This is a genomic window from Paraburkholderia sp. SIMBA_030 (genome assembly GCF_046535245.1).
Lineage (GTDB): Bacteria > Pseudomonadota > Gammaproteobacteria > Burkholderiales > Burkholderiaceae > Paraburkholderia.
The window spans coordinates 1-26,089 of record NZ_JAWRXB010000024.1; the positions used below are offsets into that span (position 1 = coordinate 1).

Consider the following 26,089-nt stretch of genomic DNA (forward strand, 5'->3'; position numbering starts at 1 on the left):
ACGTCACATCAAAGGGAGGACCCTCACCCGGGCACAATTCAACTACGTAACCGTCCACTGAAGCGGGTCACCCCCAACTCGCCTCAGGAATCGGCGTGGGGCTACGAAACTGAACATTCGAACGGATACTCCGCACATGCGCATATTCATGAAGGCCATAGTTGCTTCAGCGTCGCTGGCATGCCTCGGAAATTACAGCGCGATTGTTCATGCACAAGCGGTGTGCGAGCACTTTGAAATGTCATTGTCCCAGTTGAAACGGCAGCATCCACATGTCGATATTTCGATTTTGGGCTCGCGGGAACTGTGTTTTGATAACTGCACAGCAAAGCAGATTCGGGCTGACCAGTTTTGGGAGAACGCTGCGCCGGGCGCCGCCGACTCCATCCGAACCAAACTGGTTGAATATGCGGATTGGACGGGGTACGTGACTGACATAGCAATCCGCGGAAGAGCTAATCCCATTGTAAGAATCGCCCGTTACGTGGGCACCGCTTCTTGCGTGCGCGATACCTATTTGGACCGCGCTGCGGATGGCTATAGGCTAGTAAGCAATCCAACCCTCGACAGCTTCTCTCAGGAAGCAGGGTACTGCGGGGACGCATTCGTTTACTTCGGGACCTGGCGGGGCGCCACTTATGCAGTCCTCTGGGACCAAGGTGAACGCTACAGGCAAATAGTTGCCTATCGCATGACGCCAATACTAGATGCGGAGAAGGTTTGTGCCGTTCGAAGAACGGGGCAATCGGTGACTGACGAATAGCCGCGAGGAAGGCGTCGGTGGCACGTTTCCGCAGGGCCGCGCAACATTTGGGGCGTCCCTCAGTTTATTCGACGACAACAATCTCTCGTTTCATTCAAGAGGCGCGCGTCCGTTATCGAGGAAGCTGACGGGCCGTAGAGGGTCGGCACGAGACCTTCGCGACGGGTATCGCGTACATCAACGACAATTTCAATCTTCTCCGGTTCGCCCGCCCGTTTGCGACTGAATGACAGTCCGGGACACGCCCGCCGCATAGGGTCACGTCGATCCGTTTGATGAACCCGTTCGGGCATCCTGTACGCCGCATGACCGGATCAGGGAGCAAGGCGCGCCAGTGTGGCCGCCGACTGCGCGGCGCGGGCACGTTCGCCGGGGCGGAGTTTCAACCTGTCGCGTATCGCGTCCGCAGGGAAGCGCGACGTGTCAGGGATGGGCAAGGCAACGTTATGGGGACGCTCGCGTGTCGATGGCGTTGAACCGGCAAGATAGTCGCCGTGGTGCGATGCCTCATGTGACGCAACCAGAACCTCACAGGGCAGGACGGCGGCGCGGGCGATGGTGATCCGGCGTGACTCCGGAAAAGTGAACCACAAGCACGCAGCGCGGCCCCTCGCCAGTCCCTTCCCACAACATGCGAGCGCTTCTTACGATGGAAGACGCGCCTGCTTAGGATGACGCCATGTTGCTCCGCGTGGGTTACATGGCGGTTACATGGCCCGGAAAAACAAAAAGCCCACCTTCGAAAAGGTGGGCTAAGTGCTTGAATCTGTTGGTGCCGGAAAGAGGAATCGAACCCCCGACCTTCGCATTACGAATGCGCTGCTCTACCGTCTGAGCTATTCCGGCATCAGGAGAAACGAGATTATATGGACTTCTTTATGAGCTTGGCAAGTCCCTATACTCACTTTTTTGCTTCGAGGTGGTAGCGCGTGACGCGGTCGACTTCGTTCTTCGAGCCGAGGAACACGGCCACACGTTCGTGCAGGCTCTTCGGGACAATATCCACAATGCGCTTCTCGCCATTGGTAGCCGCACCGCCCGCCTGCTCGACGATGAACGCCATCGGGTTTGCCTCGTACATCAGGCGCAGCTTGCCCGGCTTGTCCGGCGTGCGTTTGTCGGCCGGGTACATGAAGACGCCGCCGCGATTCAGGATACGGTGCACGTCCGCCACCATCGACGCGACCCAGCGCATGTTGAAGTCGCTCTGGCGCGGGCCGTCCTTGCCGGCGTTCAGTTCGCCGATGTACTGCTGGACCGGCTCGTACCAGTGGCGCGCGTTCGACGCGTTGATCGCATATTCACGCGTTTCCACCGGAATGCGCATGTCGCTTTGCGTGAGCACCCACGAGCCGAGTTCACGGTCGAGCGTGAAGCAGTTCACGCCGTTGCCGGTGGTCAGCACCAGCACGGATTGCGGGCCGTACACCGCATAACCGGCCGCCACTTGCTGTGTACCCGGTTGCAGAAACGACTGTTCGGTGGGCTGCTGGCCGTCCGGGCAGCGCAGCACCGAGAAGATCGTGCCGATCGACACGTTGACGTCGATGTTCGACGAGCCGTCGAGCGGATCGAACACCAGCAGGTATTCACCCTTCGGGTAGTTGGCCGGGATCGGGAAGAACTGTTCCATTTCCTCCGATGCCATGCCCGCCAGGTTGCCGCCCCATTCGTTCGCTTCGAGCAGAATTTCGTTCGACAGGATGTCGAGCTTCTTCTGCACTTCGCCCTGGACATTCTCGCTGCCCGCCGTGCCGAGCGCATCGCCCAGCGCGCCCTTGCTGACGTGGTAGCTGATCGCCTTGCACGCCCGGGCAACGACTTCGATCAAAAGGCGTAGATCGGCCGGCAGGTTGTTGGTCTCGCGCTGCTGCTCGATCAAATACTTCGTGAGAGTGGTACGACGTTGCAAAGCCATTGCTGTACTCCAGGGAGGCTTGAGGAATATCTCGATTTTAACCGCTGGTTGTGTCGACTCCATGCTTTTGAGATGCAAGGGAGTGCGGTGATGTCGCCGAGCGCTGTATTGCGCGGCGCAATTCAGGCTTTACGGGGTGTCTTCATGGCCGTGATATTGCCGGTAAGGCTGGCGGCGAGCGCTGCGGCACGGGCATGTTCGGGTGTGATTTTCGGCATTTTTGGCCGGTTCGCCTTCGGCATCGGCTCGATCTCGCGTTCGATCTGCTCGCCGGCTGCCGCGGTGGCGACGCGCAGGTCGTAGCCGATCTGCAGATTCAGCCAGAACTGCGCGCTCGCGCCGAAGTAGCGCTCGAGTCGCAGCGCGGTATCGGCCGAGATGGCGCGCTTGCCGCGCACGATGTCGTTGATGCGCGGCGCCGGTACGCGCAGCGCGAGCGCGAGCGCATTGACGGACATGCCGAGCGGTTCGAGGAACTCGCAGCGCAGAATCTCGCCCGGATGGATTTCCGGTATGCGCTCGCCGGTGTCGATGTCGGAGAAATCGATGCTCTCCAGATCGGAGCGTTTGATGACCATGCCGGTCTCCCAATAATCAGTGATAGTCGACAATCTCGACATTCAGCGCCTCGCCGTCGACAAAATGAAAACAGATGCGCCACTGCGCGTTGATGCGAATGCTCCATTGCCCGCTGCGCTCACCCTGCAAAGCTTCGAGCCGGTTGCCGGGTGGCGTGTGCAAGCTGTGGATCGAATTGGCCGCGTCGATCATCAGCAGCTTGCGCCGTGCGAGTGCCTGCATGTGAAGCGGCAGTGAATGCACGAACCTGCCCTGAAAGATTCTCGCCGTAGCTTTGTTCGTGATCATGGGATGATATAACGCATCGCGTTAAACGTAAACCGTTAAGTGAATGCGTTTACTTTCACCCGGCCGATACGATACGAACAGTCGTCCAGATGGCTAACGCTGCCGTCAAGCCGCCGCGTCAGGACGAAAAAAAGCCGGCAACACGTGCCGGCTCTTTGCATGCCAAAAGTGCTTTCAGATCGTCGTCACGCCAGCGCCTTTTCCACAATCTCCCGCACGTCGCGCGACTTCACCTGCGAAGCGACTTTTTCCAGCGCCGCGCGCATGCCGTCGCGCAGCGTCGGCGTAAAGCGGCGCCACAATTCCAGCGAGCGGGCGAGGCGGGCGGCCACTTGTGGATTGAGTGCGTCGAGCGCGATCACCTGGTCTGCCCAGAACGCGTAGCCCGAGCCGTCTTCGGCATGAAACTGCGCCGGGTTCGCTGCGCAGAAGCTGAAAATCAGCGAGCGAGCGCGATTCGGGTTCTTCAGGTTGAACGCCGGATGCACCATCAGCTTGCGCACGACGTCGATCACCGGCCGTTGCGCGCTACCGCGTTGTGTCGCTTGCAAAGCGAACCACTTGTCGATGACGAGCGGCTCCTTTTCGAAGCGCCGGTAGAAGTCGTCCAGCCCCTGCTGCGCCTCCACGCCGCCGCCGTTGGCCGCCGACGCACTGAGCAGTGCCGAGAGCGCCGCCGAGCGGTCGGTCATGTTGTTGGCCGCGTCGTACTGCGCGGACGCGAGGCGCACGGCTTCTGCCGGATCGTCCAGTTCCGCGAGATACAACAGCGCGAGATTCTTCAACGCGCGGTGACCTGAAGCGGCTGGCGTCGCCTCGTATTCGCCCGGCGTGCGATGTTGCTCGTACACCGTCAGCCAGTCTTTCTCCAGCGCGTTCGCGAGACGCTTGCGCACGAACTGGCGCGCCGCGTGAACGGCAGCCGGATTCGATTCGGTCATCTGTTCGGCCAGGTACGCTTCCGACGGCAGCATCAGCGCCAATTCGCGGAACGCCGGCGAGAGCGTCTCGTCGGTCAGTACGCGGGCGAACGCGGCGACTACCGAATCGTCGAGTTGCAGCGGCGCGCCGGCCGCCGCGCGCCCGGCCAGCGCCAGCAACTCGCGCGTGGCGAGCCGTTGACCGGCTTCCCAGCGGTTGAACGGATCGCTGTCATGCGCGAGCAGGAACGCCAGCTGGTCGGCCGAATAGTCGTACTCGACGATCACCGGCGCCGAGAAATTGCGCAGCAGCGAGGGCAGCGGTTCTTGCGCGACGTTGACGAACGTGAAGGTCTGTTCGGTCTGCGTGAATTCGAGCACGCGCGTGGTGGTGGGGCCGGCCTGGGCTTCGCCCTCCAGTTGCAGTGGCAGATCCGCGCCATCCTTGCCGATCAGGCCGATCGCGAACGGGATCAGCAGCGGTCCTTTTTGCGTGTCGCGCGCGGCCGGCGCGGTCTCGCCATAACCTTGCGCGAGCGTCATGCTGTAGCGTTGCTGTGCGGCGTCGTACCTGGTCCGAACGGACACGCGCGGCGTGCCCGCCTGGCTGTACCAGCGCTCGAATTGCGCGAGATCGCGGCCGTTCGCATCGGCAAGCGCATGACGGAAATCGTCGCAGGTCACGGCCTGCCCGTCGTGGCGCTTGAAGTACAGGTCCATGCCCTTGCGAAAACCGTCGCGGCCGAACAGCGTCTGATACATCCGCACGACTTCTGAGCCTTTCTCGTAGACCGTCATCGTGTAGAAGTTGTTGATCTCGACGTAGCTTTCCGGGCGTACCGGATGCGCCATCGGACCGGCATCTTCGGCGAACTGCATCTGGCGCAGCACGCGCACGTCCTCGATGCGTTTGGTGGCGCGCGCGGCTTCATCGGTCGCACCGCCGGCCATGTCGGCAGAGAATTCCTGATCGCGGAACACCGTCAGGCCTTCTTTCAGGCTCAGCTGGAACCAGTCGCGGCACGTCACGCGGTTGCCGGTCCAGTTGTGGAAGTATTCATGGCCGACCACCGCCTCGATGTTCGCAAAGTCGGTGTCCGTTGCGGTTTCGGGGTTCGCCAGCACATACTTCGTGTTGAAGATGTTGAGCCCCTTGTTCTCCATCGCGCCCATGTTGAAGTCGCTCACCGCGACGATCATGAAGCGGTCCAGGTCGAGTTCGAGCCCGAAGCGCTCCTCGTCCCAGCGGATCGAGTGGATCAGCGAATCCATCGCGTGACGGGTTTTGTCCAGGTCGTGCTGCTCGACCCATACCTGCAACAGCTTGTCCTTGCCCGAGCCGCTCTTCACGCGTTCTTCGAGCGCGACCAGCTTGCCCGCGACCAAAGCGAACAGATAGCTCGGCTTTCTGAACGGATCTTCCCAACGGGCGAAATGGCGGCCGTCCGGCAGATCGCCTTCTTCGAGCAGATTGCCGTTCGACAGCAGCACCGGATAGTCGGCCTTGTCGGCGCGCAGCGTGACCGTGAAGGTCGCCATCACATCCGGGCGATCGAGGAAATAGGTAATGCGGCGAAAGCCCTCGGCCTCGCACTGCGTGAAGAAGTTGCCGCCCGACACATACAGGCCCGACAGCGTGGTGTTCTCCGCCGGATTGCAGATGCTGATGAGCGTCAGCTCGAAAGCGTCGGGCACGTTGTCGAGCGTCAGGCCGTGCTCGTGCGCATGCACATTGGTAAAGGGCGCGCCGTCGATCGCGGCGTTGACGAACTCGAGTTGTTCGCCCATCAATTCGAAATGCGCGGCGCGGGCGGCGTCCGGATTGCGGCGCACACGCATCGTGTTCTTGACGACGGTGCGTTTGGGGACCAGATCGAACTCCAGTGCGACGGTGTCGATCAGGAAGGCGGGCGGCGCGTAATCGGCGCGGCGGATCACATTGGGCGTTGCGGTATCGGCCATGGCGTTCTGTAGTGATGGGACTCGAGCCGTCACGCGCGCGAAGGGCACGCGAGCCGGGCTTGTCGAGCCATTGTACAAAGCCTCGGCGGATCGTGCGGAGCGAACTTTTTACCGAATCGCCAGGTCAGGGTATTATCGGTCGCGCCTTCGCGGGGCATGCTCTGGCGGGGCGTGCCTTGGCGCGCAAAAGCATGCGAACGTACGAACCCGGTCAAGACCGGCGATAACAGGCAACACGAGGTAGACCATGAACATCGATCGATGGACCCGCCGTGCCGCGCTGCTGTTAGGGACGCTGACGGTGCTGCTATCCGGCTGCACGACCTACGTGACCACCGAGGTCACGGCCTTCTCCGACTGGAGCGGCAACGACGCCACCCGGACCTATGCGTTCACCCGGGCGGCGGATCAAAAGAACAACCTCGAGCTCTCCACCTACGAGCGCATCGTCGCCAACGAACTCGCGCCGCATGCGTTCCGTCAGGTCGACGCGTCGCAGGCGCGTTATCTGGTCGGGCTGTCGTATGGCATTCGCTCGGACATGGTGACGGTGGCCGAGCCGGTCTACTACAACCCTTGGCCGGCGCCTTATTGGGGCCGGCCGTTCGACCCGTGGGGACCGTGGGGGCCATACCCGGCCGGGTACGTGAATCAGAGCTACCCGATCTATACGCATCTGCTCGGCGTGCGGATCACCGAGCGTACGACCGGCAAGGAGGTCTATAACGTGACCGCGCGCAACGCCGGCGGCGAATCGTCATTGGTGCGGGCCATGCCTTATCTGGCGCGCAGCGCGTTAGCCGACTTCCCGCTCGGCAACGGCGTCGTGCACACGGTGAAGATTCCGCTCGACAAGAATGGCGGGGCATCGAACGAGGTTGCCGGAACGGTCGCCGCGCCTGCCGCAGCGCCGGCGTCAGGCGCGAAGGTCGTGCAGTAAGCGGCAAGCGCTGCGCCGAACCGTACACGCTGCGCTGCAACAAACACGGCCCGGCAGGTCACGCCTGCCGGGCCGTCCTGTTTGTGAGGCTTGCAAGTGCGGCGAGCGGCCACGGCCGCCGCGCTCAAACGCCGACGCCGAACAACGCCATCGTCCCCAGAATCACGAACATCACGGCGGCGATGCCATGCACGAGGCTGGTCGGCAGCTTATGGGCGAAGCGGTCGCCGAGCAGGATCGCCGGCACGTTGGCGATCATCATGCCGAGCGTCGTGCCCGCCACTACACCGAAGAAATCGTGAAAGCGCGCCGCGAGCGCGACGGTCGCGATCTGCGTCTTGTCGCCCATTTCCGCGAGAAAGAAAGTCACCACGGTCGCGCCGAACACGCCGAAGTGCGTGCGGTTGGTGTTGGCTTCTTCGTCGTCGAGTCTGTCGGGCACCAGAATCCACAAGCCCATCGCGATGAACGACGCAGCCAGCGCCCAGCGCATGATGGTCGGCGTGAGAAGCGAGCCGAGCCACGCGCCGAGGGCGCCGGCGCAAGCATGATTGACGAGGGTGGCGGCCAGCACGCCGAGAATGATCGGCAGCGGCTTGCGATAACGGGCGGCAAGGACGAGCGAGAGCAATTGCGTCTTGTCGCCGATTTCGGCAAGCGCGACCGCTCCGGCAGAAATGAGAAAAGCGTGATCCACGTTTTGGTTTTCCCCGGGCCGAGATACGAACGAGCGACGACCCACGACACGCCGGGCCCTCTTACGGCGCGTGTGGATCATCGGTCTCGCCAGGCCAGAGGCTGCGGCTGCCATGGCCGTACAGGCCAAGTCTGTTGACAGGCGCCCCCGCGAATCGCACGCTCGGCGCACCCAGATCACAGCGGCGCGGACGTGTCGCGGGGCGGCTACTCCCCAATGAGGGACGGAGTATAACAGGCCAGAATGCGCGCGACGCCTGAATCCCGCACTGCCGCCATCCACAAAACGCTGTAACAGTCCATTTACGTGCGCCGAGCGCCCATGGCGCATCGCCGCCGCGGCGAGCGGAATCGTCGAAGTGTGCCGAACTGAAACAGAGGTATGGAAAGGCAAATGAAAGTCTTCGCGCTCGCGTTTGCCGGGTGCTTGGCTGGACAGCCGGCGCAAGAGGCTTTCCAGCGCACAATCGTGGCGCGCAGGAGTGCCGCAGGCGTAGCGATGGCTGACGTCAAGCCACCCGTCGCACCCGCGATACGGATACAGATGGATACGTCTTTTGTGGCTGATTTAATCCACAATATTAAGTATGATTTCGGCGACCACAGGAGCCTTGAACAATCCACCGCAAAGCGGCAGTGGAACAATCCACCGCAAAGCGGCAGTGGCGACTCAATAATTGGGGCCATGTGAACCTTATAAGAAGATTGGATTGAGCCCCGTTTGGAGATTGCCGGTCCGCGCGGCGCGCACATGCTGTGACGGCTGTGTTTCCCGTCAGGCATCCTCAGCCTCTCCTCGCTTCTACGCGCGAACACCGATATGCCCGATCTGCACTGGACCATTCCGGTCGCTCGCTGGTCTAGCTGGCCTGCTGCCGCATCTGCCGCACCCGATATCGGCTTCATCGAGCCGATCGTGCGGCGTCGCCTGAGCACTTTGTCCAGGATCGCCCTGAAGGTGGCGCATGATTGCGTGGCGCAAGACGACGTGCGGGTCGTGTTCGCCTCGCGCCACGGCGAATTGCGGCGCACCACCGACATCCTGCGCTCGATCAGCGCGGGCGAGCCGGTGTCGCCGACCGCTTTCAGTCTGTCCGTGCTGAACGCGATGACCGGCGTGTTCGGCATTGCGCGCGGCGACCGCTCCGCCGCCAGTGCCATCTCCGCCGGCGCCGAAACGCTCGGCTATGCGCTGCTCGAGGCGTACGCACAATATGCGACGCAGCCTGCATCGCCGGTGCTGCTGGTGTACGCCGACGAACCGGCCGATCCCCGGTACGGCACCATTGAAGATGAGGTGCAGGGTGGCGCGATCGCGATCCTGCTGAACCAGGAAACGGCGGCGGGGCAACTCGTCTGCACGCTGTCCGGCGCGGGTGCGGCGGCTGCATCTGTATCTGTATCTGCGTCCTCGCAAGCAAACCCGGCGGAAGCAGGCGCAGATGCGGACGCGGAGGCGCGGTTTGCGACCCAGAGCCAGGCGCTGCAACATTGTCTCGACACTCGCAGGTCCGCTGCGTGGCAAGGTACGGGCGTCACATGGCATTGGAGCTGGCATGACGGCGCGGCTTGATTATGGTTGGCGGTTCTGCGCGACAGGCATGGCGTTCGTGGTGTTCGGCATCTGCGGCGTGCTGTTCTCGGTGCTGGTGTTCCCGTTCGCGTGGCTTTGGCCGCATCGGGTGTCGCGCCAGCGTGCGGTGACGAGCGTGATCCACTGGTTTTTCCGCGCGCTGGTCGCGGTGTTGCAGCGCATCGGCGTGATGGCGCTCGAGGTGTCGGGCGCAGAGGTGTTGCGCGCGGGCGGTCCGGCGATCGTCGTCGCCAATCATCCGACCTATCTCGACGTGATGGTGCTGCTGTCATTGACGCCGCGTGCGTGTTGCGTCGTGAAAAACGCGCATTGGCGCAACCCGTGTTTCTGGGGGATCGTGCGCTCGGCTGAATATGTGAGCAACGCCGATCCGTCGGCGCTCGTCGAAGCCGGCGCGCGGCAGCTCGAGGCAGGCTATACGATGATCATTTTTCCCGAAGGCACGCGCAGCCCCGCGCCGAACCGGTTGCACGCGTTTTCGCGCGGTTTCGCGCATATGGCGCTGAAAGCCGGCGCGCCGATCGTGCCGGTGCTGATGGATTGCGATCCGCCGGCGTTCACCAAGCAGATGCGCTGGTACGACGTGCCGGCGCGTGCTTTCCGGATGCGCGTGAACGTGCTCGAGCCGCTTGGCATCGAGCAGCTTGCGGCCCACGACACTTCACCGTCTCTCGCGGCGCGCAGCGTAACGAGCGCCATCGAAGCACACATTACCCAGCACCTGTTCGATTATGGATTCTTTAAAACTGGAAATTAAACAGCTTCTGATCGAAGCGCTCGATCTGGAAGACCTGAGCCCCGCCGATATCGACGACGATGCCCCGTTGTTCGATACGGACGGCATCGGTCTCGATTCGATCGACGCGCTCGAAATCGGCATCGTGCTGCGCAAACAATACCAACTGGCCATCGCCGCGAACGATGAACGCACGCGCGAACACTTCCGTTCGATCAGTACACTGGCCGCGCTGGTCGCCAGTCAGCGCGAAGCGGTGCACGAAGCGGCGCACGCTGTGCACGAAACCACAAAGAAGGGGGAATAAATCGTGTCCGAGGCAGATATTCTTGAGCGCATCCGCGCCATCTTCAAAGAGAACTTCGCGATCGAGCCGGAACGCGTGACGCCCGAGGCGAACCTGTTCGAAGACCTCGATCTCGACAGCATCGATGCAGTCGATCTCGCGATCAAATTGCAGGAAATGACCGGCCGCCGCATCAAGCCGGAAGAATTCAAGTCGGTGCGCACGGTGGGTGATGTGATCGGTGCGGTCGAATCGCTGCTGGCGGCGCAGGGCTGATGCCTTCAGTGCGCTCGCGCATGCAAGCGGCAGCCAGCCCTCGCGGCGAAGCTGCCCCCGGCGCTGAGCGCCGCTGGGCCACGATTGTTTTACAGGCCGCGTTGAAGCTCGCGTATCCCGCGCTGATTCTGTGCGCGTGGCGTTGGGACACGCCGCGCTATGTCGGCTGCATGCTGTTCGCTATTTTGTGGCTGCAACGCTGGGCGGGCAGCGGCGCGGTCGCGACGTCGCTGCGGCGGCTCTCCCCGATCGATTGGGCCGTGGCCTTGTTGCTGAGCTGCGCGTCGGCGGCGATCGTGCTGACCAATAGCGAGCTGCTGCTGCGCCTCTATCCATCGCTCGTCAATCTGGGCCTGTTGATCGCGTTCGGCGCGACGCTCGTGCGCGGCCCGTCGATGATCGAAAAATTCGCCCGGCTGGGCAATCCGGATCTGCCGCCGTCTGCCGTGCGCCATACACGCCGCGTGACGCAGGTGTGGTGCGTGTTCTTCGTGCTGAACGGCGCATTTTCCGCTTACACCGCGTTGTACTGGAGCCGCGCGAGCTGGTCGCTCTATAACGGCGCGATTGCATACGGGCTGATCGGCGTGCTGCTGGTGGCCGAAGTGCTCTGGCGTTATCTGGTTGTGCTGCCGCGCTCCGCGCGCTCGGAGGCTGCATGATCGCGTTGCACGATCTGCTGTCGGCAGCGCATGACGCCGCGGCCGCTCATGCTCCTGTGAATGCGCCGGTATGCCGCGATGGCGGCGCGGTGCTCGACCGCTCGGCGTTTCGCGCGCGCGTGTCGAGCCTCGTTGCGAGCTTGCGCGAGCAGGACGCGAAACGCTACGCGCTATGCATCGACGATCCGTTCGACTTCGCCTGCGCGCTGTTCGCGTTGCTCGCATGCGGCAAGGAGCCGGTGATCCCGGCGAATGCGACCCCCGGTTATCTTGCCGATCTTGCCGAAGCCTACGATACCGTGTTGACCGGCGCGGACCTGGCGGCGCTTGCGCCGACGCCGAGCGATGCGCAAACAACCGCCGATCACACCGTCGATCCGCACGCCCCGTTGACGCTCTATACCTCGGGCAGCAGCGGCACCCCCAAGCCGATCCGCAAGACGCTCGCGCAGTTCAACGCCGAAGTGCATACGCTCGAAAAGCAGTGGGGCGCCTTGATCGGCGACGCGACGATGCTCGCGAGCGTGCCGCATCACCATATCTACGGGTTGTTGTTTCGCGTGTTGTGGCCGCTCGCCGCGGGCCGCGCGTTCGACCGTGCGATCAGCATCGAGCCGCTGCATTTGCAAACGCAAATCGAGCAATGCGGGGCGACGGTGATCGTTTCGACGCCCGCGCAATTGTCCCGTTGGCCCGCGTTGCCCGGCTTCGCCGCGTGGAACCCCGCGCCGCGTGCCGTCTTCTCATCCGGCGGCCCGCTCGCACTGGAAGCCGCACAGGAATATGCCGCCGCCTACGGCGCCGCGCCGCTCGAAATCTACGGCTGCACGGAAACCGGCGGCATCGCGTGGCGGCGCCAGGATCAGACCGATACGTGGCAACCCGTGGCGGGCATCGAAGTGCGCCGCGACGAAGACGGTGCGCTGAACGTTCGCTCGCCCCATCTCGATCACCGCGGCTGGCATCGTACCGACGACAAGATCGCCTTCGATGCCGACGGCCGCTTCCGCCTGCAAGGCCGTCTCGATCGCGTGCTCAAGCTCGACGGCAAGCGCGTGTCGCTGCCGGAACTCGAAACGCGTCTCGTGCTGCATCCGTATGTCGCGCAAGCGGCGATCGTGCCGTTGGAGGGCGCCTCGCGCGAGCGCGTCGGCGCCGTGGTCGCGCTGACCGAAGCGGGTAGTGACGCATTGCGAGGCGAGGGCCGCGTACTGCTCGCGCAAACCTTGCGCCGTCATCTGGCCGCGTATTTCGACGTGGTGGTGCTGCCGCGCCATTGGCGTTTCCGCATCACGTTACCGTTCGATGCACGCGGCAAGCTGCCCGTTGCCGCCGTCGCTGCCGCTTTCGACGCACGCGCGGACGGCGTCGAAGTGCTCGCCGAAGCGCGCTGCGCCGAGACGCTGCACTACGAACTGCGCGTGCCGCCGACGCTCGTGCATTTCGCCGGCCATTTTCCCGGTCTGCCGATTCTGCCGGGCGTCGTGCAGGTCGACTGGGCAATGCGTCTGGCCGCCGAACACGTGCCGGCCGTGCGTCAGCTTGCGTCGATCGACCGGCTCAAGTTCATGGAGCCGGTGCCGCCGGGCGCGCTGTTGAATCTGACGCTCGCACACGATGCCGCACGGCGGCGCGTGCAGTTCGCGTACCGGCTCGACGGGCGCGAATGCGCATCCGGCTTGATCGTGTATCGGGAGCCCGCGTGATGCGCTTCGTCCCGTGCATTGTCATTCCCATCTATAACCACAAGGACGCGATCGGCGCGACCGTCGCCAATCTGGCGGTGCATGGCTTGCCGCTCTTCGTCGTCGATGATGGCAGCGATGAGGCGACCCGGCAGGTGCTCGCCGCGCTCGCTCGACGCTACGCGGGCCAACTCACGCTGCTGCGCTTGCCGGTCAACGGCGGCAAAGGCGCAGCGGTGATGGCCGGCCTGCGGGCGGCACGTCGAGCGGGCTACACGCACGCGCTGCAAATCGACGCCGACGGCCAGCACGACGCCGCCGACGTGCCCCGCTTCATCGAAGCCGCTCAAGCCGAGCCGGGCGCGGTGATTCTGGGCCGCCCCGTATACGACGACAGCGTGCCGAAGTCGCGCCTCTACGGCCGCTATCTGACGCATGTGTGGGTGTGGATCGAGACGCTCTCGCTGACGATTCGCGATTCGATGTGCGGCTTCCGCCTGTATCCGCTTGCGTTGGTCTGCGAGTTGATCGACAGCGTGCCATTGCCGACGCGGATGGACTTCGACATCGAAATTCTCGTGCGTCTCCATTGGCGGCGCGCGGCGTTCCGCTCGATTCCCACGCGTGTCACCTACGCCACCGATGGCGTGTCGCATTTCGACGTGCTGTGGGACAACGTGCTTATCAGCCGCAGTCATACGCGGCTCGTGTTCGGCATGTTGTGGCGTCTGCCGATGCTGCTCGCGCACAAGGTGATGCCGCGTCGCCCGGTCATGACAAGCGACCAGCAGGAGCAGCACTGGTGGCGTATCGCGGAGCGCGGCAGTCATTTAGGCATGTCCTTGCTCGCGCTCAGCTGCAAGCTCTTCGGCCGGCGTTTCACCGCGCTGTGGCTGCATCCGATCGTCGCGTATTTTCTGCTGACGGGACGCGCCGCGCGCGAAGCGTCGAGCAACTACTTCACGCACCTCAGCCGGGCCGCGCCGCAGGCGCGCACGCCGCGTCCAGGATGGCTGTCCGCCTACCGGCACATGCTGGCGTTCGCGCAATCCGGTTTCGACAAGCTGGCCGCATGGTCCGGCCATGTCAGCAATGCGGACGTCGAATTCGACGATCCGTCGGCCTTCGAAGCACTGGTCGCGAGCGGCAAAGGCGCGCTCGTGATCGGCGCGCATCTCGGCAATCTGGAGATGACCCGCGCACTCGCCGCGCAAGGCGCGCACGCGAAGGTCACGGCGGTTGTCTACACCGAACACGCGCGGCGCTTCAATAGCGTGCTGGCGTCGGCGAACAGCGAGTTCGCGCGGCATCTGCTCGAAGTCAGCGACTTCGGGCCGCAGACCGCGATTATGATGCAGGAGCGCGTCGACGCGGGCGAGTTGCTGGTGATCGTCGGCGACCGCGTGCCCGCACACGAACTGGGCCGCACCACCGAAGCGCAATTTCTCGGCTCGACCGCGCCGTTCGCGCAGGGCCCGTATGTGCTCGCGCATGCGCTAGGCTGTCCGGTCTATCTGTTTTTCTGCCTGAAAGAGCGCGACGGTTATCGTCTTTACTTCGAGCCGTTCGCCGAGCGCATCGAGTTGCCGCGCCGCGAACGCGCGCAGCATCTGGCGGCGTGGGCGCAGCGTTACGCGGCACGTCTCGAACACTATTGCCGCAAGGCGCCTTATCAATGGTTCAATTTTTTCGATTTCTGGGCCAGCCCCAAGCGAGGCGCAAATGGCCGAACATGATCTGATCGACGATACGAATGCCGCCGCGCAGGTGGAGCAGGTGGCGCAGGTAGTTGTGGGCGGTCGCAAGCTGACGATCGAAGAGGTCGTCGCGATCGCGCGGCACCGTGCGCCGGTTGCGTTGAGCGCCGATCCGGCGTGGCGCGAGCGCATCGAACGCGGTGCGGATTTCCTGCGGCGGCATCTCGCGGCGGGCGCCACCGTGTATGGCGTCAACACCGGTTATGGCGACGCGTGCGTGGTCGACGTGCCGATGGAACTCGTCGAAGCGTTGCCGTTGCAACTGACGCGCTATCACGGCTGCGGCATGGGCGCCTATCTCGACGACGCGCAAACACTCGCAGTGATCGCCGCGCGCCTCAACTCGCTGGCCTATGGTTTTTCCGGCGTGCGCACCGTGCTGCTCGAACGCCTTGCCGATCTGATCAATCATCGCGTGTTGCCGCGCATTCCGTCCGAAGGTTCGGTTGGCGCGAGCGGCGATCTGACACCGCTCTCGTATGTGGCCGCGGCATTGGCCGGCGAGCGCGACGTCATGTTCGAAGGCCGGTTGCGCGACGCGCGTGAAGTGTGGGCAGAACTCGGCCACACCCCATTGACGCTCGCGCCGAAAGAAGGCCTCGCATTGATGAACGGCACCGCGGTGATGACGGGCCTCGCCTGTCTCGCCTTCGCGCGGGCCGATCATCTGACGCGGCTCGCCGCGCGCCTCACGGCGCTCTCGACCGTCGCGCTCGACGGCCGCGCCGCGCATTTCGACGCGATGCTGTTCGAAGTGAAGCCGCACGCGGGCCAGGCCGAAGCCGCCGCGTGGATTCGCGCCGACCTGGCAGGACGCGACGATACGCCGGGACATCGTCTGCAAGATCGTTACTCGATTCGCTGCGCGCCGCATGTGATCGGCGTCGCACGTGATGCGTTGTCGTGGGTGCGCCGCGATGTCGAGAACGAACTGAACAGCGCCAACGACAACCCGCTGATCGACCCTGACAACGAACGCGTGCTGCACGGCGGCAACTTCTACGGCGGCCATATCGCGTTCGCGATGGACTCGCTGAAAGTGGCGATCGCCAATCTCGCCGATCTGATGGACCGGCAACTCGCGTTGCTGGTCGATGTGAATTTCAACAACGGCCTGCCGCGCAATCTGTCGGGCGCCGTGCCCGCGCGCGCCGCGATCAATCACGGGTTCAAGGCGGTGCAGATTTCATCGTCGGCATGGACCGCCGAAGCGTTGAAGAACACGATGCCCGCAAGCGTGTTCTCGCGTTCGACGGAAGCGCACAATCAGGACAAAGTGAGCATGGGCACGATCGCCGCGCGCGACTGTTTGCGCGTACTGGAGTTGACCGAGCAGGTCGCCGCCGCGCACACATTGGCAACGGTGCAGGCGGCGCGGCTGCGTTTGCGCATCGACGGCACGACGCCGGTCCCGGCGCCGCTGCAACGATTCATCGATAGCGTGACGGCGCAATCGCCATTCGTCGATGAAGACCGCGCTTTGGAAAGCGAGCTGCGTGCACTGACCGCCCGCATCGCCGATTGCGATCTGATTGAAGGCTATCGCGGAGGCGCCGGCGCATGACTGAATCCCGCAAGGTGCTGACGGCGAGCGCGACGGTCGAAGTGCCGTTTCACGATGTCGATGCGATGAACGTGTGCTGGCACGGCAACTATCTGAAGTACTTCGAGATCGGCCGCGCCGCGCTGCTGCGCAGGTTCGATTACGACTATCGCGAGATGCAGGCCTCGGGCTATCTGTGGCCGATCGTCGAGGTGCATCTCAAGTATGTGCGGCCGGCCATTTACGGTCAGAAGATCGAAGTGCGCACGCAACTGCTCGAACACGAAAACCGCCTGAAAATAGGCTATGAAATCGTCGATTGCACATCCGGCACGCGGCTGACGAAGGGCTATACGATCCAGGTCGCCGTCGACGCCGCGACGCAGGAATTGCAGTTCGTGTCGCCGCCGGTCGTGTTCGACAAACTGGAGCGTGCATGGGCACGATGAATTTCCGCGGCATGGTTGTGGGCGCGTTGCTGGCGTTAAACATGGCGGTAGCCGTGCCCGCGTTAGCGGCGGCAACCACGCCTGACGCGGGCAACCCCGCACTCGTCTCGCAGATCGCCACGCACCTCGCCCAGGCGAAGGGCGTTCGCGCGCAATTCACGCAAACGCAAACGCTCGCCGCAATGAAGCAGCCGCTCGTGAGCACCGGTTCACTGTTGTTCTTCCGCGAGCGCGGCGTGATCTGGCAGATCGACACGCCGTACAAAGCCACCTACGTGATCACCGATGCGGGTGTCGCCGAGGTCAACGCCAACGGCCGGCGCGTGACGGCACATAGCGCGCAAGGCACCCGCGGCGTCGCGCAGGTGTCGAAGATGATGCGCGCGATGCTCGGCGGCGATCTGTCGGCGCTGTACTCGCAATTCGACGTGCAGGCCGAAGGCAGCGCCGCGCAATGGCGCATGCAACTGACGCCGAATCAGCCGCAAATCGCGCAGTCGATCAAAGGTTTGCAGATGAATGGCGGCGACTATCTGCAAAGCCTGCGCATCACGCTGGCGAACGGCGACATCACGAAGCTCGACTTCGCGAAGAGCGCGGCCGTCGCCGAGCCGACGCCTGCTGAGCGCACCTTGTTTGGGGCGCCGTGATGCAGGTGCTGCAACAGCGGTCCGCGAAACAGGCGTGGAGCATCCGCGCCGCGTGGCTGCTGCTCGCGCTCGTCGCGGCGCTGTACTGCGGCTGGCGGTTCGCCGGGCCGTCGCCGTTGCAGACCAATCTGCTCGCGTTGCTGCCGGCTACTGAAGCGGATCCGGTTGCCGAAAAAGCGGTCGATACGCTGGCGAGCGCGCTCGGCGACCGCACGGTATTTCTCGTCACGAGTAACGACGATGCGCACGCGAAAGCGGCGGCGAAACAACTCGGCGCGTCACTACAAAAGAGCGGTGCGTTCGGCTCGGTGACGGCGGAATTGCCGCCGTTCGATCTGTCGCAGATCGCCGCGTTGTACATGCCGTATCGCTTCGGCTTGCTGGCGCCGGCGGACCGCGCGGCGCTGGCAAGCGGTTCGGCGACGTCTTCGCACGACGCCTCGCAGGAAGCCCCCCGCCCCGAAGGAAGTCCCCCGCCCCGAAGGAGGTCCCCCGCCCCGAAGGAAGTCCCCCGCCCCGAAGGAAGTCCCCTTGGGGGATTGGGGGATTGGGGGATTGGGGGATTGGGGGACGCGCTCGCTCAACGCATCTACAGCCCATTACGCGGCGGCCTGACAACGCCGCTCGCCGACGATCCATTCGGCTGGCTCGAACACTGGCTCGGGGGCCTGCCGCTGGCAACATCGAATCTCGAACTCGAAGACAACTTGCTGGTCGCGCATCGTGGCGCCGCCACCAGCGTGCTGATCGTCGCGACGCTGCCAGGCTCCGCATACGAATCGAAGACGCAGCACGCGGTGCTCGACGCGCTCGCGCGCGGCGAAAGCGCGTTGAAACAGTCGTTCCCCGAGGTGTCGGTCGCGAGAACCGGCGCGGTGTTCTATGCGGAATCGGCGCGAAGCGCATCCGAGCATGAAGTACATCTGATCGGCGTCGCGTCGCTGGTCGGCATTGCATTGCTGATGCTGTGGGTATTCCGCTCGCCGCGTTTGCTGTTGTTCGGCTTTGTTTCGACGGCGCTCGGCATCGTCTGCGCGCTGGCCGTGACGATGCTGGTGTTCGGCAAGCTGCATCTGTTGACGCTGGTGTTCGGTGCGAGCCTGATCGGCGAAGCGGTCGATTATTCGATTCAGTACTTCGTGGTCTATCTCGGCGGCGGACGCGATTGGGATGCGCGCCGCGGCGCGCGTGCGGTGCGGCCGGCGTTGACCGTTGCGCTCGTCACGAGCCTGCTCGGTTACGCGATCCTGACGTGGGTGCCGTTTCCCGCGCTCAAGCAGATCGCCTGCTTCGCGATGGTGGGCATCGTGACGGCGTTCGCGTCGGTGCTGTGGTTGTTGCCGGCGCTGCTGGTGCGTGCGCCGAAGCGCAGCCCGCGGCGCTTATTCGCCGGGGCTGCGCGTTTGTTGACGGTGTGGCATCGCGTAATTGGCGGCAAGCGTGCGTGGTTTGTCGCTGCGCTGTTGTTGACCGTTGCGGTTCCGGGCTGGTTGCGGCTGACCAGCGATGACGATATCCATCTGCTGATCCAGCGCGATCCGTCGCTGGTGGCGCAGGAAAACAAGGTGCGCGACGCGGTCGGCGTCGATAACAGCGCGCAGTTCTTTGTCGTGCGCGGCGAGACGCCGGAAATCGTGCTGCAACGTGCCGAAGCGTTGGGCGCGAAACTGGACGCGCTGAACGGCACAGAGAACAAGGTCGGCAGCTATCAATCGGTAACGGCGTTCGTGCCGTCCGCGAAACAGCAGAACGAAGATCGCGCGCTGCTCGCACAGCACGTGTTCAACGATCCGGCGGCGTTGCGCGCCACGTTGTTGCAGGCCGGCTTTAAAGACGAAGTCGCTGACGCGTGGCTCGCCGCGTACGCCAAACCGCAGCCGGTGCTTACGGTCGACCGGTGGCTCGCCGCGCCGTGGTCGCAGCCGTACCGACATCTGTGGCTGGGCGAAGTCGATTCGGCCACCAGAGCCTATGCGGCGGTCGTGATTCCACAAGGCGTGACACCGCAAAACGAGCCGGCGCTGATCGCCACTGCACAGGCCCTGCCAGGCGTTGCTTTTGTCGACAAGGCAGCGAGCGTGTCGAAGCTGTTCGGCGCGTATCGCGTGGATAGCGGCTGGTGGCTCGCGGGTGCATTGGCGCTGGTGCTGGTGTTGTTGACGCTGCGTTACGCCCCGCAGAAAGTCCCCCGCCCCGAAGGAAGTCCCCTTGGGGGATTGGGGGGTGCCCCGCAGGAAGTCTCCCGCCCCGAAGGAAGTCCCCCGCCCCGAAGGAAGTCCCCCGCCCCGAAAGAAGTCCCCTTGGGGGATTGGGGGATTGGGAGATTGACGGACAGCGTGTGCTGCGGCATCGCCGTGACGCTGCCGGTGCTGCTCGCGGTCGGCGTCACGCTGGCGGTATTCGGCTATGCCCACGTGCCGCTCAATCTGTTCAACTGGCTCGCGCTGATGCTAGTGCTCGGCGTCGGCGCAAACTATGCCGTGTTTCTGCGCGAAGGCTGTTTGCGCGCGGACGCCGATCTCGGCGCGGTGTGGACGGGCGTGCTGCTGTCGGCGGCGACGACCTTGTTGTCGTTCGGCATGCTCGGCATGAGCGCGATGCCTGCGTTGAAGAGCTTCGGCGCCACGCTCGCGCTCGGCATTGCGGTGTCGGTGCTGCTCGCGCCGATCGGCATGCCATCGGAATCAAGGAGGGCCGCATGAGCGCGCCATCAGTTTATTTGCACGCGCTCGGCATGATCAACGCGCTCGGCGACGACCTCGAGGCGATTGTTCCCGCGCTGGCTGCGGCGCATGCGCCGGGCATGGCGAATGCACATACCGGCATCGGCGAGGCGTTTGTCGGCAGCGTTTTTACGCCGCTCGAGCTTGCGCCGCCGGCTTCACTCGTACGTTACGACTGCCGCAATAACCGGCTGCTCCTCGCCGCGCTTGCACAGATCGCACCCGAAATCGAAGCGGCCCGCGAGCGTTACGGCGCGCATCGAATCGGCGTGGTGCTCGGCACCAGCACGTCCGGTATCGAAGCGGCCGAGGCCGCGTTCGTCTATCAGGCGCAAGCGGGCGACTTGCCGGCCAACTTCAATTATCGGCAGATGGAAATCGGTACCGCGGCGCCGTTCGCCGCCGCCGCGCTCGGGGTGTACGGGCCCGCGTACACGATCTCGACCGCCTGCACGTCGAGCGCGAAAGCCTTCGTGTCTGCGCGTAGGCTGCTGCAATTGCAACTATGCGATGCGGTGGTGGTGGGCGGCGTCGATTCGTTATGCGAGCTGACGGTGCAGGGCTTTGCTTCGCTCGAATCGACTAGCGCGGTCCGCGCCAATCCGATGAGCCGCAATCGCTGCGGGATCAACGTCGGCGAAGGCGCCGCCGTGTTCCTGATGAGCCGGGACGAAGCCGCCGTGAGACTCGCGGGCGCCGGTGAATCGAGCGACGCGCATCATATTTCCTCACCGGACCCGCGCGGCGTCGGCGGCGAACTCGCGTTGCGCGAGGCGCTGGCCGATGCGGGCGTCGCGCCTTCGGCGATCGGCTATGTGAATCTGCACGCCACCGCCACGCGCAAGAACGACGAGATGGAAGCCAACCTGATGGCGGGCGTTTTCGCCGACGGCGTCGCGACCAGCGGCACCAAGCCGCTGACCGGTCATCAACTCGGCGCAGCAGGGGCCACCGAACTCGGCTTCGCATGGCTGACGCTGGCGCGCGACGGTGTGGCCTTGCCGCGTCATCTGTGGGACGGCGAAGCCGATCCGGCGCTGCCCGCGCTCGACCTCGTCGTCAGCGAACGGTTTTTGCCGCGCGGCACGGGCATGCAATATGTGATGAGCAATTCGTTTGCCTTCGGCGGCAGCAATGTCAGCCTGATCCTCGGCCGATGATGCGCGCAATGACTCAGACGCTCTCCATCCAGGACCTCGTGCGGCAACCGATCGAAACGATCCTGCCGCATCGCGGCACCATGTTGCTGATCGACGCAGTGAGCACGTTCAGCGAAGAAGCGTTGACCGCACTTGCCACCGTGCATGCCGACGCGTGGTACGCGGACGCCGACGGCGCGATGCCGGCATGGATCGGCATCGAACTGATGGCGCAGGCGATTGCCGCGCATGTCGCGCTGCGGGCGATGCGCGCGGGCGGCGGCGCGCGTCCGGGCGTGCTGCTCGGCTCGCGCAGCTACAAAGCGCTCATGCCGGCCTTCGCAAACGGCGCGCAATTGCGCATCGGTGTGACAGAATTGCTGCGCAGCGAAGAAGGCCACGGCGCCTACGAATGCACCATCCATCATGGCGACGTGGGTTGCGCCGAAGCGGTCATCAAGGTGTTTCAACCGCCCGATTTTCGATCATTCATCGAAGGGAGTTTCAGTTCATGAGCCGGCGTGTTCTCGTTACCGGCGCAAGCCGCGGCATCGGCCGCGCGATTGCGTACAAGTTGGCCGCCGACGGTTTCGCGGTGTCCGTGCATTGCCGCACGGGTCGCAGCGAGGCCGAAGCGGTCGCGACGGGCATCGCCGCGCAAGGCGGCGCGGCACGCGTGCTGCAATTCGACGTGCGCGAACGCGCGGTGTGCCGCGAAGTGCTCGAAGCGGATGTTGCCGCGAACGGCCCGTACTACGGCATCGTGTGCAGCGCCGGCGTGACCCGCGACGCCGCATTCCCGGCGCTCACGGAAGAAGACTGGGACATCGTGATCGAAACCGGTCTCGACTCGTTCTACAACGTCGTCCATCCGTTGACCATGCCGATGGTGCGTGCGAAGAAGGGCGGACGCATCGTCACGATCGCGTCGGTGTCCGGCGTCACGGGCAATCGCGGCCAGGTCAACTACAGCGCCGCGAAGGCCGGCCTGATCGGCGCAACCAAGGCGCTCGCGGTCGAACTGGCGACGCGCAATATCACCGTCAATTGCGTCGCGCCCGGTTTGATCGAGACCGGCATGCTCGACGACGTGCCGCTCGAACACGCATTGAGGACGGTGCCGATGAACCGCGTCGGCCAGCCTGCCGAAGTGGCGTCCGTGGTCGGCTTCCTGATGTCGGATGCGGCCTCGTACGTCACGCGCCAGGTGATCGGCGTCAACGGCGGGATGGTGTGATGAAACGCGTCGTCATTACCGGCATGGGCGGCGTCACGGCGTTCGGCGAGCGCTGGGACGAAATCGGAGCGCGTCTGAAGAGCGGCGTGAACGCGGTGCGGCGCATGCCCGAGTGGGATTACTTCGAGTCGCTGCATACGCGGCTCGCGTGCCCGCTGCCGGGCTTCACCGCACCCGCGCATTATCCGCGCAAGAAAACGCGCTCGATGGGGCCGGTGTCGCTGTACGCGGTGCGCGCGAGCGAACTGGCGTTGGCGGACGCCGGCCTCGCCGACGACGAGCGCATCAAAGACGGCCGCATGGGCGTTGCGTACGGTTCGTCGTCGGGATCGATCCAGCCGATTCGTGCGTTCGGCACGATGCTCGAAACCGGCTCGATGAGCGATGTCACGTCGAACAGCTACGTGCAGATGATGCCGCACACCACGGCGGTCAACGTCGGCCTGTTCTGGGATCTGAAAGGGCGCATCGTGCCGACCTCATGCGCGTGCGCCTCGGGCAGCCAGGCGATCGGCTACTCGTTTGAGGCGATCCAGGCGGGCAAGCAGACGTTGATGCTGGCGGGCGGCGCGGAGGAATTGTCGGGCCCGGCGGTCGCCGTGTTCGACACGCTGTACGCGACCAGCACGCGCAATGACGCGCCGCATCTGACGCCACGTCCGTTCGATGCAGCCCGCGACGGCCTCGTGGTCGGCGAAGGCGCGGCGACGCTGGTGCTCGAAGAATACGAACACGCGGTGGCGCGCGGCGCGCGGATTCACGCGGAAATCGTCGGCTTCGGCTGCAACTCGGACGGCGCGCACATGACGCAGCCGACCGCCGAAACCATGGCGCTCGCGATGCAACTCGCGCTTGGCGATGCGCAATTGCAACCGCAGGCGATCGCCTACGTGAACGCGCACGGCACCTCCACGGATCGCGGCGACGTCGCCGAAAGCCATGCGACTGCCCAGACCTTCGGCGAACGCATGCCGATCAGTTCGCTGAAGAGCTACGTCGGCCATACGCTCGGCGCGTGCGGCGCGCTCGAAGCGTGGTGGACCATCGAGATGATGAAGCGCAACTGGTACGCGCCGACCTTGAATCTGACCGACGTCGATCCGGCCTGTGCGCCGCTCGACTACATTGTCGGCAGCGGACGCGCGATCGACGCCGAATACGTGATGAGCAACAACTTTGCGTTCGGCGGCATCAACACGTCGCTGATTTTCAGGCGCGTCCGATGAGCGTGGCGCTGCAACGCGTGGTCGTCACCGGCATGGGAATCGTGTCGTGCCTCGGCAATACGCTCGACGAAGTGTGCGCCGCGTTGCGCGCGGGCCGCTCGCGCATCGAGCGGATCGACGCGTGGCGCGAGCGCGGTTTTGCGACCCAGGTGGCGGGCGTGGCGTCGGTGGCGCACGAGCCACCGTTCGAGCGCAAGTTCGAACGCTTCTTGGGCGATACGGCGCGCTTCGCGTGCCACGCCGCCCGCAAAGCGATCGACGACGCCGGGCTCGACCCGGCCGCGTTGTGCTCGCCGCTCGCGGGCGCGGTGATCGGTTCGGGCGTCGGCTCGCTGGCGAGCTACGATGCGGCGCTCGCGATTGCCGCCGCGCGCGGCGTCGACAGAGTGCCGCCCTATGCGGTGCCGCAGGCGATGAGCAGCACCGCGTCGGCGAATGTCGCCCAGCTGTTCGGGCTCGAAGGCGCGAGCTATTCGCCGTCGTCCGCGTGCACGAGTTCGGCGCTCGCGATCGGCCAGGCCATGCAGTTGATCCAGACCGGCCGCCAGCAGATCGTGCTGGCCGGCGGCAGCGAAGCGCTGCACGACAACATGACGCTGCTGTTCGACGCGATGGGCGCGTTGTCGCGGCGTTTCAACGACACGCCGCAGCGTGCATCGCGTCCCTACGATACGGCGCGCGACGGCTTCGTGATCGCATCGGGCGGCGGCGTGCTGCTGCTCGAATCGCTCGATCACGCGTTGGCGCGCGGCGCGCGCATTTACGCGGAGCTGACTGGTTTCGGCGACTGCACCGACGGGGCCGGCATGGTCACGCCGCATGCGGCCGGCATCGCTCGCGCGATGCGTGGCGCATTGAAAGAAGCCGGCAAGCGTCCCGATTACATCAACACGCATGCGCCGTCCACGCCGCTTGGCGACGTCGAAGAACTCCACGCGTTGAGCGCGGTATTCGGCCGCGACGTGCCGCCGTTTTCGTCGACCAAAGGCCTGGGCGGCCATCCGCTGGGGGCATGCGGTGCGCACGAGGCGATTTATACCTTGCTGATGATGCGCGATGGTTTCATCGCCGGGACAGCGGGTATCGAGACGCCGGATGCGAGCCTCGGCGAGATGCCGCTGGTGCGTGCATCGCGCGACGCGCGCATCGACACGGCCATGTCGGTTTCATTCGGGTTCGGCGGCAGTTGCACGAGCCTGATGTTTGACGCCTGGTCTAATCGGCCTTGATCGCCGCGACGTTGACCAGCGTCTCGCGGCGTTTGCCTGGTTGCGGACGGTACAGGCCGATGCGTTCGAGCAGGCCGAAGTCTTTGGCACGGCTCCACCAGAGATAGGGGAGCGAGACGTTGCGCGGGCCGAACCCGAAACCGGCGTCGCGGATCATGTCGAGGTAGCCGTCAGCGCTCTTTTGCACCTGCATCGGGTGGCGAAACAGCAGGCGGATCACCCACGACTTGATATATGCGTCGGTGGATTCGGCGAACAGCAGGACGCCGCCCGGCTTGAGCACGCGGCGAAACTCGGCGAGCGCGCGGTCCTGCTCGACGAGATGATGGAAGGTTTGATGGCAGAACACGATGTCGGCGCAGGCATCGGGCAGCGGCAGTGTCGCGCAGTCGGCGTGCAGCAGTTCGATATCGGCGACTCTATCGCGGCAGGTGCCGGCGGCGCTGGCAGCGAGTTTCAGCGACGGCCCGTGAAAATCGACGCCGACAATGCGGCGCGGCCTGAATGCTTCAGCGAGCAGGCGGAACGAAATACCTTGCCCGCAACCGACGTCGACGATCATCGGCGCGGTAGGCAGGGGCGTATCGATCAGGCGTTTGAGATCGTTGATGGCGACCCGCAGCACATGATGTTCCCAGGTATGTGTGCGCAGGAACCAAATCCCGAATGCCGTTTCCGGCACGAAAGGCACGCTGGATGTTTCGGATGGCGACACGCTGGGCTCTCCGGCGGAATATTGTTCTTGCTTGTTCTTACTGCGACACGCGTGATTGTAACTAGAAGTAAGCCTGCAGCGTAACGCTGTTACGAGCAGGCAAACGATTGAGGCAA

At 64.3% G+C, this 26,089-nt stretch carries 25 protein-coding genes, 1 tRNA gene and 1 riboswitch; of the genes, 19 read left to right on the top strand and 7 right to left on the bottom strand.

The annotated features are described in order from the left end of the window. Positions 1 to 136: 136 nt before the first annotated feature. Complete coding sequence (locus tag SB772_RS32410) at positions 137 to 763, top strand: hypothetical protein (protein WP_410837227.1); 627 nt, start codon at positions 137 to 139, stop codon at positions 761 to 763. A 770-nt stretch (positions 764 to 1,533) separates the two neighbouring features. Here the strand turns inward: SB772_RS32410 and SB772_RS32415 are convergent. From SB772_RS32415 to pepN, 5 genes are all read right to left on the bottom strand, one after another. Then, a tRNA-Thr gene (locus SB772_RS32415) sits at positions 1,534 to 1,609 on the bottom strand. Between the two features lie 55 nt (positions 1,610 to 1,664). After that, positions 1,665 to 2,681, bottom strand: a complete 1,017-nt coding sequence (locus tag SB772_RS32420; protein WP_410837228.1) for a class 1 fructose-bisphosphatase — start codon at positions 2,679 to 2,681, stop codon at positions 1,665 to 1,667. 122 nt (positions 2,682 to 2,803) lie between these two features. Beyond that, positions 2,804 to 3,259, bottom strand: coding sequence for a HigA family addiction module antitoxin (locus SB772_RS32425; RefSeq protein WP_410837229.1), 456 nt, complete (start codon positions 3,257 to 3,259; stop codon positions 2,804 to 2,806). A 16-nt stretch (positions 3,260 to 3,275) separates the two neighbouring features. Continuing rightward, positions 3,276 to 3,548, bottom strand: a complete 273-nt coding sequence (locus SB772_RS32430) for a type II toxin-antitoxin system RelE/ParE family toxin (RefSeq protein ID WP_410837230.1) — start codon at positions 3,546 to 3,548, stop codon at positions 3,276 to 3,278. Positions 3,549 to 3,733: 185 nt separating this feature from the next. Further along, positions 3,734 to 6,430 carry an aminopeptidase N gene (gene pepN / locus SB772_RS32435; RefSeq protein WP_410837231.1) on the bottom strand — a complete coding sequence of 899 codons (2,697 nt, stop codon included), beginning with the start codon at positions 6,428 to 6,430 and terminating at the stop codon, positions 3,734 to 3,736. A gap of 247 nt (positions 6,431 to 6,677) precedes the next feature. Between pepN and SB772_RS32440 the strand changes: the two genes are divergently transcribed. Next, a complete protein-coding gene (locus tag SB772_RS32440; RefSeq protein WP_410837232.1) occupies positions 6,678 to 7,370 on the top strand; it encodes a DUF4136 domain-containing protein in 693 nt (230 codons plus the stop codon). 124 nt (positions 7,371 to 7,494) lie between these two features. Here the strand turns inward: SB772_RS32440 and SB772_RS32445 are convergent, their stop codons facing one another. Beyond that, on the bottom strand, positions 7,495 to 8,067 hold the full coding sequence (locus SB772_RS32445; protein ID WP_410837233.1) for a TMEM165/GDT1 family protein: 573 nt from the start codon (positions 8,065 to 8,067) through the stop codon (positions 7,495 to 7,497). 57 nt (positions 8,068 to 8,124) lie between these two features. Next, a riboswitch (yybP-ykoY riboswitch) is annotated at positions 8,125 to 8,294 on the bottom strand. Positions 8,295 to 8,460: 166 nt separating this feature from the next. Here SB772_RS32445 and SB772_RS32450 point away from each other — a divergent pair. The 17 genes from SB772_RS32450 to SB772_RS32530 all read left to right on the top strand — a co-directional run bounded on the left by SB772_RS32450 (position 8,461) and on the right by SB772_RS32530 (position 25,258). After that, complete coding sequence (locus SB772_RS32450; protein WP_410837234.1) at positions 8,461 to 8,757, top strand: hypothetical protein; 297 nt, start codon at positions 8,461 to 8,463, stop codon at positions 8,755 to 8,757. 129 nt (positions 8,758 to 8,886) lie between these two features. Next, positions 8,887 to 9,639 carry a beta-ketoacyl synthase chain length factor gene (locus SB772_RS32455; protein ID WP_410837235.1) on the top strand — a complete coding sequence of 251 codons (753 nt, stop codon included), beginning with the start codon at positions 8,887 to 8,889 and terminating at the stop codon, positions 9,637 to 9,639. Then, on the top strand, positions 9,623 to 10,417 hold the full coding sequence (locus tag SB772_RS32460; RefSeq protein WP_410837236.1) for a lysophospholipid acyltransferase family protein: 795 nt from the start codon (positions 9,623 to 9,625) through the stop codon (positions 10,415 to 10,417). Before SB772_RS32455 ends, SB772_RS32460 begins: the two co-directional genes overlap by 17 nt. Then, positions 10,392 to 10,703 (top strand): phosphopantetheine-binding protein, encoded by a 312-nt coding sequence (locus tag SB772_RS32465; RefSeq protein ID WP_410837237.1) that lies wholly within the window; start codon positions 10,392 to 10,394, stop codon positions 10,701 to 10,703. Before SB772_RS32460 ends, SB772_RS32465 begins: the two co-directional genes overlap by 26 nt. 3 nt (positions 10,704 to 10,706) lie before the next feature. Further along, positions 10,707 to 10,958, top strand: coding sequence for an acyl carrier protein (locus SB772_RS32470; protein ID WP_115098760.1), 252 nt, complete (start codon positions 10,707 to 10,709; stop codon positions 10,956 to 10,958). Continuing rightward, positions 10,958 to 11,620 (top strand): hypothetical protein, encoded by a 663-nt coding sequence (locus SB772_RS32475; RefSeq protein WP_410837238.1) that lies wholly within the window; start codon positions 10,958 to 10,960, stop codon positions 11,618 to 11,620. The genes SB772_RS32470 and SB772_RS32475 overlap by 1 nt, the downstream gene beginning before the upstream one ends. Further along, positions 11,617 to 13,326: an AMP-binding protein gene (locus SB772_RS32480; RefSeq protein WP_410837239.1), complete on the top strand. Its 1,710-nt coding sequence runs from the start codon at positions 11,617 to 11,619 to the stop codon at positions 13,324 to 13,326. Before SB772_RS32475 ends, SB772_RS32480 begins: the two co-directional genes overlap by 4 nt. Further along, entirely contained in the window at positions 13,326 to 15,041 is a 1,716-nt protein-coding gene (locus tag SB772_RS32485) for a glycosyltransferase family 2 protein (RefSeq protein ID WP_410837339.1), read from the top strand. Before SB772_RS32480 ends, SB772_RS32485 begins: the two co-directional genes overlap by 1 nt. Continuing rightward, positions 15,028 to 16,626: an HAL/PAL/TAL family ammonia-lyase gene (hutH, locus tag SB772_RS32490; protein WP_410837240.1), complete on the top strand. Its 1,599-nt coding sequence runs from the start codon at positions 15,028 to 15,030 to the stop codon at positions 16,624 to 16,626. The genes SB772_RS32485 and hutH overlap by 14 nt, the downstream gene beginning before the upstream one ends. Further along, positions 16,623 to 17,054, top strand: a complete 432-nt coding sequence (locus tag SB772_RS32495) for an acyl-CoA thioesterase (protein ID WP_410837241.1) — start codon at positions 16,623 to 16,625, stop codon at positions 17,052 to 17,054. Before hutH ends, SB772_RS32495 begins: the two co-directional genes overlap by 4 nt. Beyond that, positions 17,042 to 17,704 (top strand): outer membrane lipoprotein carrier protein LolA, encoded by a 663-nt coding sequence (locus SB772_RS32500; protein WP_410837242.1) that lies wholly within the window; start codon positions 17,042 to 17,044, stop codon positions 17,702 to 17,704. The genes SB772_RS32495 and SB772_RS32500 overlap by 13 nt, the downstream gene beginning before the upstream one ends. Further along, positions 17,704 to 20,406, top strand: coding sequence for an MMPL family transporter (locus SB772_RS32505; RefSeq protein ID WP_410837243.1), 2,703 nt, complete (start codon positions 17,704 to 17,706; stop codon positions 20,404 to 20,406). Before SB772_RS32500 ends, SB772_RS32505 begins: the two co-directional genes overlap by 1 nt. Continuing rightward, positions 20,403 to 21,587 carry a beta-ketoacyl-[acyl-carrier-protein] synthase family protein gene (locus SB772_RS32510; RefSeq protein ID WP_410837244.1) on the top strand — a complete coding sequence of 395 codons (1,185 nt, stop codon included), beginning with the start codon at positions 20,403 to 20,405 and terminating at the stop codon, positions 21,585 to 21,587. The genes SB772_RS32505 and SB772_RS32510 overlap by 4 nt, the downstream gene beginning before the upstream one ends. An 8-nt stretch (positions 21,588 to 21,595) precedes the next feature. Further along, on the top strand, positions 21,596 to 22,081 hold the full coding sequence (locus SB772_RS32515; RefSeq protein WP_410837245.1) for a hotdog family protein: 486 nt from the start codon (positions 21,596 to 21,598) through the stop codon (positions 22,079 to 22,081). Then, positions 22,078 to 22,803 carry a 3-ketoacyl-ACP reductase FabG2 gene (locus SB772_RS32520; RefSeq protein WP_410837246.1) on the top strand — a complete coding sequence of 242 codons (726 nt, stop codon included), beginning with the start codon at positions 22,078 to 22,080 and terminating at the stop codon, positions 22,801 to 22,803. Before SB772_RS32515 ends, SB772_RS32520 begins: the two co-directional genes overlap by 4 nt. Beyond that, positions 22,803 to 24,029, top strand: a complete 1,227-nt coding sequence (locus tag SB772_RS32525; protein ID WP_410837247.1) for a beta-ketoacyl-ACP synthase — start codon at positions 22,803 to 22,805, stop codon at positions 24,027 to 24,029. Before SB772_RS32520 ends, SB772_RS32525 begins: the two co-directional genes overlap by 1 nt. After that, positions 24,026 to 25,258 (top strand): beta-ketoacyl-[acyl-carrier-protein] synthase family protein, encoded by a 1,233-nt coding sequence (locus tag SB772_RS32530; protein ID WP_410837248.1) that lies wholly within the window; start codon positions 24,026 to 24,028, stop codon positions 25,256 to 25,258. The genes SB772_RS32525 and SB772_RS32530 overlap by 4 nt, the downstream gene beginning before the upstream one ends. Here SB772_RS32530 and SB772_RS32535 read toward each other — a convergent pair. Beyond that, entirely contained in the window at positions 25,245 to 25,973 is a 729-nt protein-coding gene (locus SB772_RS32535; protein WP_410837249.1) for a class I SAM-dependent methyltransferase, read from the bottom strand. The two genes, SB772_RS32530 and SB772_RS32535, sit on opposite strands and share 14 nt — an antisense overlap. Between the last annotated feature and the right edge of the window lie 116 nt (positions 25,974 to 26,089).

Bases quoted from the DNA above. Each gene is read 5' to 3' on its own strand.
- SB772_RS32460 (WP_410837236.1), top strand. From the start codon at position 9,623: ATGACGGCGCGGCTTGATTATGGTTGGCGGTTCTGCGCGACAGGCATG.
- SB772_RS32450 (WP_410837234.1), top strand. From the start codon at position 8,461: ATGAAAGTCTTCGCGCTCGCGTTTGCCGGGTGCTTGGCTGGACAGCCG.
- SB772_RS32440 (WP_410837232.1), top strand. From the start codon at position 6,678: ATGAACATCGATCGATGGACCCGCCGTGCCGCGCTGCTGTTAGGGACG.
- SB772_RS32520 (WP_410837246.1), top strand. From the start codon at position 22,078: ATGAGCCGGCGTGTTCTCGTTACCGGCGCAAGCCGCGGCATCGGCCGC.
- SB772_RS32495 (WP_410837241.1), top strand. From the start codon at position 16,623: ATGACTGAATCCCGCAAGGTGCTGACGGCGAGCGCGACGGTCGAAGTG.
- SB772_RS32515 (WP_410837245.1), top strand. From the start codon at position 21,596: ATGACTCAGACGCTCTCCATCCAGGACCTCGTGCGGCAACCGATCGAA.
- SB772_RS32480 (WP_410837239.1), top strand. From the start codon at position 11,617: ATGATCGCGTTGCACGATCTGCTGTCGGCAGCGCATGACGCCGCGGCC.
- SB772_RS32425 (WP_410837229.1), bottom strand. From the start codon at position 3,259: ATGGTCATCAAACGCTCCGATCTGGAGAGCATCGATTTCTCCGACATC.
- SB772_RS32505 (WP_410837243.1), top strand. From the start codon at position 17,704: ATGCAGGTGCTGCAACAGCGGTCCGCGAAACAGGCGTGGAGCATCCGC.
- SB772_RS32455 (WP_410837235.1), top strand. From the start codon at position 8,887: ATGCCCGATCTGCACTGGACCATTCCGGTCGCTCGCTGGTCTAGCTGG.
- SB772_RS32525 (WP_410837247.1), top strand. From the start codon at position 22,803: ATGAAACGCGTCGTCATTACCGGCATGGGCGGCGTCACGGCGTTCGGC.
- SB772_RS32475 (WP_410837238.1), top strand. From the start codon at position 10,958: ATGCCTTCAGTGCGCTCGCGCATGCAAGCGGCAGCCAGCCCTCGCGGC.
- SB772_RS32500 (WP_410837242.1), top strand. From the start codon at position 17,042: ATGGGCACGATGAATTTCCGCGGCATGGTTGTGGGCGCGTTGCTGGCG.
- SB772_RS32510 (WP_410837244.1), top strand. From the start codon at position 20,403: ATGAGCGCGCCATCAGTTTATTTGCACGCGCTCGGCATGATCAACGCG.
- hutH (WP_410837240.1), top strand. From the start codon at position 15,028: ATGGCCGAACATGATCTGATCGACGATACGAATGCCGCCGCGCAGGTG.
- SB772_RS32465 (WP_410837237.1), top strand. From the start codon at position 10,392: ATGGATTCTTTAAAACTGGAAATTAAACAGCTTCTGATCGAAGCGCTC.
- SB772_RS32420 (WP_410837228.1), bottom strand. From the start codon at position 2,681: ATGGCTTTGCAACGTCGTACCACTCTCACGAAGTATTTGATCGAGCAG.
- SB772_RS32410 (WP_410837227.1), top strand. From the start codon at position 137: ATGCGCATATTCATGAAGGCCATAGTTGCTTCAGCGTCGCTGGCATGC.
- pepN (WP_410837231.1), bottom strand. From the start codon at position 6,430: ATGGCCGATACCGCAACGCCCAATGTGATCCGCCGCGCCGATTACGCG.
- SB772_RS32430 (WP_410837230.1), bottom strand. From the start codon at position 3,548: ATGATCACGAACAAAGCTACGGCGAGAATCTTTCAGGGCAGGTTCGTG.
- SB772_RS32485 (WP_410837339.1), top strand. From the start codon at position 13,326: ATGCGCTTCGTCCCGTGCATTGTCATTCCCATCTATAACCACAAGGAC.
- SB772_RS32530 (WP_410837248.1), top strand. From the start codon at position 24,026: ATGAGCGTGGCGCTGCAACGCGTGGTCGTCACCGGCATGGGAATCGTG.